At 34.4% G+C, this 13,204-nt stretch carries 14 protein-coding genes; 7 read left to right on the top strand and 7 right to left on the bottom strand.

Going from position 1 to position 13,204, the window contains the following annotated elements:
* Positions 1-87: 87 nt before the first annotated feature.
* The 4 genes from ACPX19_RS09840 (at position 88) to ACPX19_RS09825 (ending at position 3,188) form a co-directional block, all read left to right on the top strand.
* Positions 88-846, top strand: coding sequence for a hypothetical protein (locus tag ACPX19_RS09840; RefSeq protein ID WP_426429832.1), 759 nt, complete (start codon positions 88-90; stop codon positions 844-846).
* 165 nt (positions 847-1,011) lie between these two features.
* The gene (locus tag ACPX19_RS09835) at positions 1,012-1,752 is read left to right on the top strand and encodes a DUF6090 family protein (protein ID WP_426429831.1); all 741 of its coding nucleotides are present in this window, start codon (positions 1,012-1,014) and stop codon (positions 1,750-1,752) included.
* Between the two features lie 140 nt (positions 1,753-1,892).
* The gene (locus ACPX19_RS09830) at positions 1,893-2,351 is read left to right on the top strand and encodes an SRPBCC domain-containing protein (RefSeq protein WP_426429830.1); all 459 of its coding nucleotides are present in this window, start codon (positions 1,893-1,895) and stop codon (positions 2,349-2,351) included.
* Between the two features lie 24 nt (positions 2,352-2,375).
* The gene (locus ACPX19_RS09825) at positions 2,376-3,188 is read left to right on the top strand and encodes an alpha/beta hydrolase (protein WP_426429829.1); all 813 of its coding nucleotides are present in this window, start codon (positions 2,376-2,378) and stop codon (positions 3,186-3,188) included.
* A 21-nt stretch (positions 3,189-3,209) separates the two neighbouring features.
* Here ACPX19_RS09825 and guaB read toward each other — a convergent pair whose 3' ends face one another.
* A complete protein-coding gene (gene guaB, locus ACPX19_RS09820; protein WP_426429828.1) occupies positions 3,210-4,679 on the bottom strand; it encodes an IMP dehydrogenase in 1,470 nt (489 codons plus the stop codon).
* A gap of 227 nt (positions 4,680-4,906) precedes the next feature.
* Here guaB and ACPX19_RS09815 point away from each other — a divergent pair, with 227 nt between their 5' ends.
* Positions 4,907-7,138: a TonB-dependent receptor family protein gene (locus ACPX19_RS09815; RefSeq protein WP_426429827.1), complete on the top strand. Its 2,232-nt coding sequence runs from the start codon at positions 4,907-4,909 to the stop codon at positions 7,136-7,138.
* A gap of 62 nt (positions 7,139-7,200) precedes the next feature.
* Here ACPX19_RS09815 and ACPX19_RS09810 read toward each other — a convergent pair whose 3' ends face one another.
* From ACPX19_RS09810 to ACPX19_RS09800, 3 genes are read right to left on the bottom strand one after another with little or no spacing between them, the layout of a single operon-like run.
* Entirely contained in the window at positions 7,201-8,064 is an 864-nt protein-coding gene (locus ACPX19_RS09810) for a hydroxymethylglutaryl-CoA lyase (RefSeq protein ID WP_426429826.1), read from the bottom strand.
* 45 nt (positions 8,065-8,109) lie between these two features.
* The gene (locus ACPX19_RS09805; RefSeq protein WP_426432450.1) at positions 8,110-8,724 is read right to left on the bottom strand and encodes a LysE family translocator; all 615 of its coding nucleotides are present in this window, start codon (positions 8,722-8,724) and stop codon (positions 8,110-8,112) included.
* 9 nt (positions 8,725-8,733) lie between these two features.
* Positions 8,734-9,771, bottom strand: coding sequence for a quinone-dependent dihydroorotate dehydrogenase (locus tag ACPX19_RS09800; protein WP_426429825.1), 1,038 nt, complete (start codon positions 9,769-9,771; stop codon positions 8,734-8,736).
* 146 nt (positions 9,772-9,917) lie between these two features.
* Here ACPX19_RS09800 and ACPX19_RS09795 point away from each other — a divergent pair, with 146 nt between their 5' ends.
* Together ACPX19_RS09795 and pepT are read left to right on the top strand one after the other, a co-directional pair.
* Positions 9,918-10,751, top strand: a complete 834-nt coding sequence (locus ACPX19_RS09795; RefSeq protein WP_426429824.1) for a universal stress protein — start codon at positions 9,918-9,920, stop codon at positions 10,749-10,751.
* 16 nt (positions 10,752-10,767) lie between these two features.
* Positions 10,768-11,997, top strand: a complete 1,230-nt coding sequence (pepT, locus tag ACPX19_RS09790; protein ID WP_426429823.1) for a peptidase T — start codon at positions 10,768-10,770, stop codon at positions 11,995-11,997.
* On the opposite strand, the gene ACPX19_RS09785 is transcribed toward pepT, so the two are convergent.
* Genes ACPX19_RS09785 through ACPX19_RS09775 form a run of 3 tightly spaced genes read right to left on the bottom strand, consistent with a single transcriptional unit; the run spans position 11,994 to position 13,191 of the window.
* Entirely contained in the window at positions 11,994-12,404 is a 411-nt protein-coding gene (locus tag ACPX19_RS09785; RefSeq protein ID WP_426429822.1) for a hypothetical protein, read from the bottom strand. The genes pepT and ACPX19_RS09785 overlap by 4 nt on opposite strands.
* Positions 12,391-12,978 (bottom strand): exosortase/archaeosortase family protein, encoded by a 588-nt coding sequence (locus ACPX19_RS09780; RefSeq protein WP_426429821.1) that lies wholly within the window; start codon positions 12,976-12,978, stop codon positions 12,391-12,393. The genes ACPX19_RS09785 and ACPX19_RS09780 overlap by 14 nt, the downstream gene beginning before the upstream one ends.
* 6 nt (positions 12,979-12,984) lie before the next feature.
* Complete coding sequence (locus ACPX19_RS09775) at positions 12,985-13,191, bottom strand: PID-CTERM protein-sorting domain-containing protein (protein ID WP_426429820.1); 207 nt, start codon at positions 13,189-13,191, stop codon at positions 12,985-12,987.
* Positions 13,192-13,204 lie beyond the last annotated feature (13 nt).

Raw genomic sequence — 13,204 nt, 5'->3', positions numbered from 1 at the left:
GGAATTGCTAACGTCAGTGCCAAACCGAAAATTAACGCATATAAACCCGCAACTGACGGTTATACGAGACCGTTGCCAGTAATTTGAATGAAACAAACATTATTGCTCATATCAATCTTTTTGACTCTGAATTTATTCGGACAAAAGTCAGATATAGAGAATTTGATTAATCAAGTTACTAAAGCCGAAGTCCCTAAAAATTTTGAATACTATTTTTTAGTACCTAAAAGTCTTGAACAAGAAAAAATAGTTGATTCATTACAAAATTATCAAATTCGAGAATTAAAAATGGTTGACAAGGACTTTCCAGAAAACTTTATCAATACACAACCAAAGAATGAAACTATTAACTGGAAAAATTATAATCTGAATGAAGCAAAATTAGTTTCTGATGATTACAATTACAATCACATTTTGTCACCACCACAAACGAAAAAAATAAAATTTGTCAAATACAGCATTGACCAAAAAGAATATGATAGTCTAATCAAAAATAAAGAACCATATACCTTAATACTAAAAAAGAAATGGTTGTGGAGTAAAAACAAAATTTGGAACAATAAAAAACTATATGCGGACTTTGTTCAAAGTTGGAAAATGGATGATAAAAACAATCCAGAAGAGACTGTATATTTTCATTATTCTAAACCAATATTTTCAGAAAATAAAAAGTATGCCATACTTTCTGTATTTAAAAAAAGACGTTGTGATGGAAATGGATTTACAGGACTTTACAGAAACGACAACGGAATTTGGAAAAAGATAATGGAATTTAATCAAGTGGAATCCAAAACTGTTTCGACACACATAAATTGTGAAGAAATAAAAATGGTAGACTATGAATAAAAAACTACTGGCAACAATGTATAACCGCAATTACGGCGGATTCGACTACGTCCGAATCCACTCGGAATTGCTAACGTCAGTGCTTAACCGAAAATCATTAACTTTAATCCCGTAACTGACGGTTATACGAGACCGTTGTAACACATTTTGACAAACCGCTAACCAATGATAAAATTCTTTAGAAAAATTAGACAAAAACTGCTGACTAAAAACAAATTCAGCAAATATCTGATTTACGCGATTGGAGAAATAATTCTAGTGGTAATAGGTATATTAATTGCACTGCAGATTAATAATCTCAATGAGCAAAATAAAAAAGAAGAATTAAGAAAAAGCTATGTAAATTCTATAAAAAAAGATTTAGAATCTGATGTAGTTTTGCTTGAAAAGCAAATTTCACAGTTTGAATTAGAATTAAAAATTCACACCTCTTTATCGGAACGACTGTCGTCATCAAATGTCACTTTTGATACAATCATAAAAATTGCACGTTACGAATTCCTTCCATTCTTTTCCCCATCAAATAATTTAAATCTCAATACATATAATGCACTAATTTCTACTGGAAACATAGATTTATTGAGCACACATATGAGTGAAAAAATACAAAAACATAACGCAGAACAGATTGAAATGCTTGAAGCTGTAGATTTAAACTTTAGGTTATTAGCAGAAATGGGTTATGAATATATGGGCAATTATCCTATTAACATTCAATATTCTGGGATTAAGGGCAAGCAGATGAACTCTATATGGGAACAAGTTGATGAAAATAAATTAAAAACCAATTTAAATGGAGTTTTAACAACCAAAATCATTAATTATAATTTTGTAAATAAAATGCGAAACGAACTGCTGGATAAAACAAAAAAAATAATCGAAGAAATTGAGAAAAACGAAAAATAACGAAAGCACAACAATGGCTATAAGTAATTGCTTGCCACCTGTCGGCAGACAGGTTCTCTCCTACTTCTGAAACAAGCATAACAAACTATAATTGTAAAAGCCAAATAAGCTAGTCAGAACTTTTAATCAATTTATAAACCATGAAAAAACTACAATTCAAAATAGATATTAACGCATCTGCCCAAAAGGTTTATAACACCATGCTAGGTATTGATAATATTGAAACCTACGAGCAGTGGACAGCAGAATTTAATCCAACCTCAACCTATGAAGGCAATTGGGATAAAGGATCTAAAATCTATTTTGTAGGAACTGATGAAAATGGCAAACGTGGTGGAATGGTATCTGAAATTGCTGATAATATCCCATTCAAGTTTGTTTCAATTCGTCACTACGGAATTTTAGATGGTGAAAATGAAATAACCGAAGGACCAGATGTTGAAAAATGGGCTGGTGGACTTGAAAATTATTCGTTCGAAGAACATAATGGCGTCACAACAATAAGTGTTGAAACTGATGCAGATGAGGACTATCTTGATTATTTTGACACTACTTGGCCAAAAGCCTTAAATAAACTAAAAGAACTTTCTGAAGAATGAAATACTAATAAAGTATTCTGAAAAATGAAAAAAATAATTGTAATCTTAACTACAATAGTCTTCTTTTTAGGCTGTAAAGACAAAGGTGTAACATATAATGACCCAATACCAGAACACGACAGTATTACTATAGCATCTAAGCATGTAAATGAAACTCGTATTATTAATGTTTGGACACCACCAAATTACAAAGACGCAACAGAAAATTTTCCTGTATTATATATGCCAGATGGAGGTACAAAAGAAGATTTTCCTCACATTGCCAACACGCTCTCTAAATTATTAGAAGAGAATAAAATACCTGCTTTCATTTTAGTTGGAATAGAAAACACAGTAAGAGGAAGGGATTTAACTAGTTTTTCAGAAGTAAAAGACGATGAGCAATATTGTCCAATTACAGATGGCGCAAAAGATTTTAGAGCTTTTATTACAGAAGAATTAATTCCTGAAATCAATAAAAAATATAGAACACAAGCTAAAAAGGGAATCATTGGTGAATCATTAGCTGGTCTATTCGTTATGGAAACCTTTTTTACAAAACCAGAAACTTTTGATTTTTACATTGCTATGGATCCTTCTCTTTGGTGGAACAATAATTACCTAGCTCGCAATGCTGATAGTCTGCTAACCTCTCTTCCAGAAAAAAACTTAAAACTTTGGTTTGCTGGTTCTAGCGCTCAAGATATCTCACAATACACAAAAAGTGTTGAAAAATCATTGCAGAATAATGCTCCTGCAAACTTAACTTGGAGGTATTCTGACGAGCCAAACGAAAAACACAGTACCATTTTTAGAGCTACCAAAGAAAAAGCACTTATTTGGTCTTTAAATAATTAAAGGAAATCTTTAAAAATTATTCTACCTAGAGTAATTAGGCGCTTCCTTGGTAATGGTAACATCGTGTGGATGACTTTCGTGAATGCCGCTCGCTGTGATTTTTACAAAACGTCCTGTTTCCTTTAAGGTTGCAATGTCCTTAGCTCCACAATAACCCATCCCAGCTCTTAGTCCTCCTACAAACTGATGAATACTTTCATACAATTCACCTTTGTATGGTACACGACCAACAATCCCTTCTGGTACTAACTTTTTAATATCGTCTTCCACATCTTGGAAATAACGGTCTTTACTCCCTTGTTTCATTGCCTCAACAGAACCCATTCCACGATACGATTTAAACTTACGTCCTTCGTAAATAATGGTCTCTCCTGGGCTTTCTTTCGTTCCTGCCAATAATGAACCTAACATCACAGTATCTGCTCCAGCAGCAATAGCTTTTGGTATATCGCCCGTATAACGAATTCCACCATCCGCAATAACAGGAACACCAGAACCTTTTATAGCTGCTGCAACTTCCAACACTGCAGAAAACTGAGGAAATCCAACACCTGCAACCACACGTGTTGTACAAATAGAACCCGGACCAATACCAACTTTAACGGCATCAGCACCAGCTTCAACCAAATATTTGGCAGCTTCTGCTGTGGCAATATTACCCACAATAACTTCTAGTTTAGGGAATTTTGATTTTATCTCTTTTAAGACAGATACCACGCCTTTGGTGTGTCCGTGAGCTGTATCAATAACTACAGCATCAACACCTGCATTAACCAAAGCTTCTGCCCTTTCTAGAGCATCTCCAGTTACTCCAATTGCTGCTGCAACTCTTAATCTTCCGTAAGAATCCTTATTCGCAATTGGTTTTTGCGTCACTTTAGTAATATCTCTAAAGGTGATTAAACCCGCAAGCTTCTCGCCTTGAACAATAAGTAGTTTTTCAATTTTATTAGCCTGTAAAATAGTTTCAGCATCTTTTAAGGATGTGCCAACTGGTGCGGTTACTAAATTCTCACTAGTCATAACCTCTGCAATCGGTCTATCATTTTTATGCTCAAAACGTAGATCTCTGTTAGTAACAATGCCTTTTAATTTTTTGTTTGAATCAACTATAGGTATTCCACCAATACTGTATTCTCTCATGGCATTTTTGGCATCTGCAACGGTAGCATATAATGGCAAGGTTACAGGATCTATAATCATTCCGCTTTCAGCACGTTTTACTCGACGCACTTTAGTAGCTTGCTCTTCTATGGTCATGTTCTTATGAAGCACACCTATACCACCTTCTTGAGCCATGGCAATAGCCATACGGCTTTCGGTAACTGTATCCATAGCCGCAGAAATTACAGGTATGTTTATAGTTATGTTTCTTGTAAATTTTGTTTGAATATTAACCTCGCGTGGTAGTACCTCAGAAAATGCTGGAACTAAAAGGACGTCATCGTAGGTAAGACCTTCACCTAGAATTTTATTGTCGTGTGCTGTCATGATGCAATTAAAATATAATTGCACGCAAAGATACGTATTTTTTAATAGTGCTCATGTCATTTCAAAAACAAATACAACGATTTAAAATATTGAGAGAATTCATACCTATTTAGTAATCAATTTTTTATAAAATTTATTTTTATTTATTCTAAATAAAATTTGAAAAAGTTAAAAACCGATTGTAGTTTTGCACGAAATAACAACCTATTTTTAATAAGTCTAAATAAATGAAAGTAAAATTAGCCCTATCGTTACTAAGCTTCACAAGTATTTTATTACATGCACAAGAAGAACAAACTCAACAAAAGCCCCTCGATTCCATTCAAAAGTTAGACGAGGTCATTATTAACTCTAATCAGATTTTTGGGAGCAAATATGTAGCAAGTCACCGAACTGGATCAGCATACTATATTTCACCACAAGAATTAAAAAAATTCAATTACACAGATATTAATCGCGCTTTAAGAACGGTACCTGGTGTTACTTTTTATGAGGAAGACGGTTTTGGTCTACGTCCAAATATCAGCCTAAGAGGTACGTCACCTCAACGTAGTGCCAAAATATCGCTGATGGAAGACGGTGTGCTTATTTCCCCTGCACCCTACAGTGCTCCAGCTGCATACTACTTCCCTTCGGTTGGACGCATGGAAGCCATCGAAATTTTAAAAGGAAGTAGTCAGGTACAATTTGGTCCCTTCACCACTGGTGGTGCCATAAATATGATATCCGCTCAAATTCCAAATCAACTGAGAGGAGAACTTAGAGCAAGTTATGGTCTTTTTGACACACAACAACTATTAGCTAGGGTTGGTGACCGAAAAGAAAACTTTGGCTATTTAGTTGAATACTTGAACTTTGGTTCTGACGGATTTAAAAATCTACCTGACGATAGTCATACAGGATTCGACATTAATGAAGTCACTGCAAAATTCAGCTTATACAGTAATAAGGATGCCAAACTAAAGCAAGCCTTAGAGACTAAATTCCATTATTACGACGAACGCTCTAACGAAACTTATTTAGGGCTTACCGAAGAAGATTTTGCCCAAGCACCCTATAGTAGGTACGCTGCTTCTCAAGATGATAGAATGACTGCCCAACAATTGCAATTAATGTTAACCCATACGTTGGATTTTAGCAAGACTATTAGACTTACAACCAATGGGTATTACAATAAGTTTTCGCGTAATTGGTTTAAACTAGATGACGTGGTTTTTAATGGTGACGTCCAACGCATAGCGACAGTTGTTTCAGATCCAACAACATTTGCTGACCATTTGGCTATTATTCGTGGTGATATCGACTCTAGTGATGACGCCTTACTATTAAAAGCTAATAACCGTGTGTATTATTCTAAGGGTATCCAAACAAAATTTGATTACCATTGGTATGGAGACAACACCTTTCATGATATTGAAATTGGATTACGTTACCACTATGATGAAGAAGATCGCTTTCAATGGGAAGATGGTTATAGTATTGTAGACCAAAAAATGACCAGAACATCCCAAGGCCCAAGAGGTGCAGAGGGAAATCGTATTAGTAGTGCAACAGCCTTTGCTGCATACGCCATGTACAAATTGAAATATGAAAAACTTACTTTAACTCCCGGTTTACGTTATGAGAATATGATTTTGCAACGTGAAGACTTTGGCAGTAATGATCCCAATAGAACTGGGTCTGACGTAGCACTCAGAGAAAACAAAGTAGATATTTTTATTCCTGGTATAGGTTTTAATTACACATTTTCAAACAATATATCAGTTTTTGGTGGCGTACATAAAGGGTTTTCACCTCCAGGAAGTTCTGAAGGTGAAGAGTCTGAAGAAAGTATAAACTATGAGCTGGGTTCTCGATTTACTATTGGTGGTCTCCGTGGTGAAGTCGTAGGTTTCTATAATGACTATAGTAATCTTCTAGGCAGTGATTTAGCAGCTACTGGAGGAACAGGCTCTTTAGATCAATTTAATGCTGGTGAAGTTGCTGTTAGTGGTGTAGAAGTATTATTAAACTACGAGTTATTACCTAACAATAAATCGTTTAAATTACCTGTAACTTTTGCCTATACCTTCACAAATACTGAGTTTTTGAATAGTTTTGGAAGTAGTAATGATTTATGGGGAGAAGTTAATGAAGGTGACGAACTACCATACATACCTATACACCAATTTAATACGTCAATTTCCTTAGAACATTCTAAATATGAATTGAATTTAAGTGGTCGATACAATGGTGAATTTAGAACATTAGCTGGGACAGGTACCATTCCTAGTGATGAAAAGGTGGCTTCGAATTTCATTATAGATTTTTCAGGAAAATATCATCTTTCAAAAACCCTAAGCCTTACTGGAAATATTATAAACCTTTTAGATGAGACCTATGCAGTATCTAGAGTACCTGCAGGATTACGACCTGGTCATCCATTTGGTGGAAACTTAGGAGTAGAAATTAGATTTTAATTGATTGGTTAGATTAGTTGATTGGTGAAAGGCGCTGCTTAATTTGGGTAGCGCTTTTTTATTTAATGGTAGACTGAAAATATTTTAGTCGCTTCATTATATGCGCTCTCAAAACTCATAGCATTTAAGTCATGAGCTTTTTTTTGTGTGAAGTAGGACAGCATTTTTTCAGTGGGCATATTGCCTGTAAGATCGTCCTTTGCCATTGGACAACCGCCAAAACCTTGAATAGCACCATCAAAACGACGGCAGCCTGCTTTGTATGCAGCATCAATTTTTTCGAACCATGTGCTTGGCGTAGTGTGTAAGTGTGCACCAAACTCTATATAAGGATACTTTGGGATAAGGTTTGAAAACAAGTACTCAATATTTTCTGGATTAGAGCTTCCTATAGTGTCACTCAGTGATAGGATTTTCACTCCCATTTTTGCCAAACGCTCAGTCCATTCACCAACAATGTCCACATTCCACGGATCACCATAGGGATTACCAAATCCCATAGAAATATAGACAACCACTTCTTTATTACTCTTATCCGAAATTTCCAAGATTTCTTGAAGCGTATCCACAGATTGTGCTATAGTCTTGTGCGTATTTCGCATCTGAAAGTTCTCTGAGATTGAGAATGGAAAGCCTAAATAATCAATTTCAGAATGTAAGGACGCCTCATTGGCACCTCGAACGTTAGCAATTATAGCAAGTAATTTACTCTTAGTGGCAGATAAATCTAACTGTGATAACACCTCAGCCGTATCCACCATTTGCGGTATGGCCTTTGGTGATACAAAACTTCCAAAATCGATGGTATCAAAACCCACTCTCAGCAAGGATTGAATGTACTGTACTTTTTTTTCAGTGGGAATAAAATCCTTAATACCTTGCATGGCATCCCTCGGACATTCTATGAGTTTTACGTTTGAGTTCATTGCCCCAAATATACGGTTTACGAAAACGATTTCATAGTATCATTTTTAAACCAAAATAAATACAGCTATACCAATAAAGACAACTATTTGCAACCATTTGAACACAACTCCAGAGTTTCTATGTTTTAAGGTATAAGATTTAATTTGTCCTGCCAGCAGTGCAATGGCTGAAAAAATAATAAAAGAGACTAACATAAAAATACCACCTAAAACATAGAATTGTAAGACAGTACTCATTGTTTCAGAAAATAAAAAGCCTGGGAAAAAAGCTAAAAAGAAAATAGTGACCTTAGGATTTAGGACGTTCATAAAAAAACCCTGCACAAACAAAGCCTTTAAACTTTTTCTTGGAGCGGTTTCTGTATCAAAATTCAATTGAGTATCCGACTTGTACACTTTATATGCTAAATACAACAAATACAAAGCTCCTAGTACTTTTATTCCAAAAAACAGATCATCATTCGCTTTTATGATGGCTGAAACTCCAAAAGCCAAAAGCGTGGTATGAACTAAACAACCTGTTATTAAACCGCAGACCGTTGCTAATCCAAAAGCCTTACCGTTGGTAATACTTTGAACTAGAACATAAATATTATCTGGTCCTGGTGAAAGTGCAAGAATAGATGTCGCTAATGCAAATGATATGAGTGTTTCTACAATCAATACTAATTAACTTCTACCTAGTAGCGCTTGGTTGATTGAACGAATGAGTCTTGGACCTTCGTAAATAAAGCCTGTATACAATTGCACCAAATCTGCTCCAGCTTCTAGTTTTTCTAAAGCATCCTCAGCAGAGTGAATACCTCCAACACCAATAATCGGAAAGGCTTTTCTACTTTTTTGGGATAAATATTTAATCACTTCTGTAGAACGTGATGCTAATGGTTTACCACTTAAACCACCAATTTCGACTTTATTGGGACTTAATAATCCTTCACGAGAAATTGTAGTGTTCGTCGCTATAACTCCATCAATTTTGGTCTCTTTTACAATATCAATGATATCATCCAATTGCTCGTTAGTAAGATCTGGAGCTATTTTAAGTAAAATAGGCTTGGATTTTGTTTTCTGAAAGTTTAAAACCTGTAGAGCCTTTAATAGCTCTGTGAGTGGCTCTTTATCCTGTAATGCCCTTAAGTTAGGTGTATTTGGCGAGCTTACATTAACTACAAAATAATCAACATAATCAAACAATGCTTTAAAACAGATTTCGTAATCTTTTATAGCATTTTCATTTGGTGTTATTTTATTTTTTCCAATATTACCACCGATTAATACTCCTCTTGCCCTGAGCGAAGTAGAAGGTTTTTTTAATCGCTCAACAGCTTCAACTACTCCTCCATTATTAAAACCCATTCTATTAATGATAGCTGAATCTTCTTTAAGTCTGAATAAGCGTTTTTTAGGGTTTCCTTCCTGAGGCTTTGGTGTCAGTGTACCTATTTCAATAAATCCAAAACCAAAATTAGATAACTCGTTAAAGAGCTTGGCATCTTTATCAAAACCAGCTGCTAGACCAACAGGATTTTTAAAAGTTAAGCCGAAAAGTTCTCTCTCAAGTTTTTTATCTTCAACTAAATACAATTTTTGAAAGATACTTTTAAATCCTGGTATTTTAGAAATTGTTCTTATTAAAGAAAAGGTAAAATGATGAACTTTTTCTGGATCGAAGCAGAAAAGAATTGATCTAATAATGGCTTTGTACATGGAGTGTAATTTGCTTCACAAAAATAAGAATCTAAATACTTTTTTAAGCCTTGTAATACCATTAAATATTTAGATAAACTGTCAATTATCATTATTTTTAACCACTCAAATTATTAACTTTGAACATTAACCAATTAAATTAAATAATGAAAAAAATCATAATTCCCGTAGATTTCTCTCAACATTCAGAATACGCATTAAAAACTGGTGCGATATTAGCAAAGCAACACAATGCAGAACTAATTGTTATGCACATGTTAGAACTTTCTGAGTCTATTTTTTCTACCTCTGGTTCTGAAAAAAGTGAAGAAACTGCTTTTATGCTAATGGTAACCAATAAAGAATTTGAAAAATTCTTGGACAAACCTTATTTAGAAGGCCTTTCTGTAACCCCAATAATTAAGCATCACAAAGTACTTAAAGAAGTCTCTGAAGTTGCAAATTCTGAACAAGCAGATCTTGTAATTATGGGATCCAGAGGTCATAGTGAACACGATGGTATTTTCACAGGCTCTAATACAGAAAAAGTGGTGCGTTACAGTAATACTCCTGTTTTAGTTGTTAAATCTAAACCTAGTTCTGTAAATTTTAAAAATGTTGTGCTTGGTTGTGATTTTAATAAAGAAAGTATACCTTCTGTGAAAAATGCTATAGAAACACTTAATAAATTATCAGATAAAGTTACTTTACTTCATGTAAATCTTCCTAACTTGAGTTTTTTAAGCACTGATGAAATTAATGAAAAAGTAGCTGACTTTTTTAAGCTATCGCAATTAAACGAAAAAGAATTAAAGGTTGCTTATACTTCTGACCACATGGTCGAAGATGGTGTTTTGAACTACGCGAGAAGAGAAGGTGCAGATGCTGTATCTATCATAACACATGGTAGAACCGGTTTAAGCCATTTCTTTGGTGGCAGCATTTCTGAAGACTTAGTTAATCATTCAAAATTACCAGTAATTACATTTAAGCTTAAATAAAGAAACAACTTAAAATATGCAGCATATTATAGATCGCTTTATAAGTTATGTTACAATAGATACTGAATCCGATCCAAATTCCGATACTACTCCAAGTACAGAAAAACAATGGGATTTAGCCAACAAATTGGTTGAAGAACTCAAAGCCATTGGTATGAGCGATGTGTCCATAGACGATAATGCTTACATTATGGCAACCTTACCGAGTAACGTAAATCGTGATGTGCCCACTATTGGTTTTATATCACATTTTGATACATCGCCTGATTTTACTGGAGCCAATGTAAAGCCACAAATTGTTGAAAATTATAATGGTAAAGATATTATTTTAAATGCTGAAGAAAATATCATTTTATCACCAGATTATTTTGAAGACCTATTACTTTATAAAGGCCAAACTCTAATAACTACTGATGGCACAACTCTCTTAGGCGCAGATGATAAAGCGGGTATTACAGAAATTGTAACAGCAATGGAATACCTTATTAATCATCCTGAAATTAAACATGGACCTATTAAGGTAGGCTTTACACCAGATGAAGAGATTGGTAGAGGCGCACACAAATTTGATGTCCAAAAATTTGGTGCTGATTGGGCTTATACTATGGATGGAAGCCAGATTGGTGAGTTGGAATATGAAAATTTTAATGCTGCTGGTGCCAAAATTAAAGTGAAAGGAAAAATTGTACATCCTGGTTACGCCAAGGGTAAAATGATAAATTCCATGTACTATGCCACGGAATTTATTAATGCTTTACCAAGGCTTGAAACACCAGAACACACTGAAGGCTACGAAGGTTTTTTTCACTTACATAAGATAGATGGTAAAGTTGAAGAAACGCTTCTTCAATACATCATCAGAGATCATGATAAAGATAAATTCGAAGCTCGCAAAGCTTTAATGGAAAAGATAGTATTTGACTTAAACACTAAATTCGAATCCGAGATCTTTGAGATAGAAATAAAAGACCAATACTATAACATGAAAGAAAAGGTAGAACCTGTGAAGCATATTGTAGATATTGCTGAAGAAGCTATGAAATCCTTAGGTATTAAACCTTTAATAAAACCTATAAGAGGTGGTACTGATGGCTCTCAATTATCGTACATGGGTTTGCCATGTCCTAACATTTTTGCTGGTGGGCATAACTTCCATGGACGTTATGAATATATTCCCGTAGAAAGCATGCAAAAAGCAGTAGAAGTCATATGTAAGATTGCTGAACTTACTGCTACAAAAAATTAATTTGCAGGTTTTGTGAGTAAATTATTTAGCAAACCCATAGCTAAATACATTAAGGGTGAAATCAAGATCTCTTGAATTGACCTTGCAAATATGCTTAGTCTAGGTATGGTATTTCCTTCAAGAAATAGCCAATCAAATAATCCTATACTAGTTATGATGCACAGTCCGCTGATGTGCACCATGTGCCAAAACTTTGACATCCAAGTTGCCTTGAGCTTCCCGAGATGAAAAGTTCCTGCAAAGTAAACTGCAACTGTAAATAAGAGACTAATAAAATGCCTCAATTTTCTTGGCAGCATGGCTGTATCTCTATGCTCAGCAATAAAAATATAGTAACAAGAGTAAAGTATAAAAATAATAACAAGACCCATTATAAAACGAATCTTATCCGACTTATATAGTTTCATTATTTAAATGAATTTTTCTGGTGTAAATTACCCATAATAAAAATGTAACCGAATAAACAGTAACATTAAATATGTATTTATGTGCAATGTCAAAATAATATTCGTAATACTCTTGCAGGTAAATTAAGCCTATACACCTAGCTATATTAACTGCATCTAGTATAATAACTCCAATAATTATATATCTAACTTTTCGCCAAAACGAAGAAGGCATACATACAATAAAGCCAATATACAACGCTATTAATTCTAAGCCATTACAAAGATCAGCTATATATAAAACCCTTTTGTCATTATGCAATATAAGGGAAGCTACTTCTGTTGTGGACTCTCCTTCATAAATAGAAGTTTTTGCTTCTCTAACTGCTCTAAAGCCAGACATAGAAGTCCAATTATTTAATATCTCAACACATGCATTACCTATGTGTGTTGTTAATTGGTGGTCTACTACCTTGGATTTCAATAAGAAACCAATGTATATTATTTTCCACAAAACAAAAAACAATAAGGCTTTTTTTAAAAAAAGCCTTATTGGTAATGGTATGTCGCTTAATAAATTTTTAAGCTTAATCAAATCACGTTATTTTAAATTATCTCGTAATTTTTTAACTCCAAATGCTGCCGCACCGATGACTAGAGCTACCAGCCCGCCATCTAAAGGAACATCCTGTGTATCTGTTGCTCCTCCTGGAGGTCCTTGCGCGTTTATGTCCGTAGACATAAACAACGCACATACTATAGCCATTGTACCCATGGCTCTAGTAATTCTGTTTTTAGAATTCTTCATAATATTTAAATTT

This window comes from Winogradskyella sp. HB-48, assembly GCF_049942685.1.
GTDB lineage: Bacteria > Bacteroidota > Bacteroidia > Flavobacteriales > Flavobacteriaceae > Winogradskyella.
Note: the sequence above shows the minus strand (reverse complement) of the source record. Positions and strands in the feature narration are given on the sequence as shown.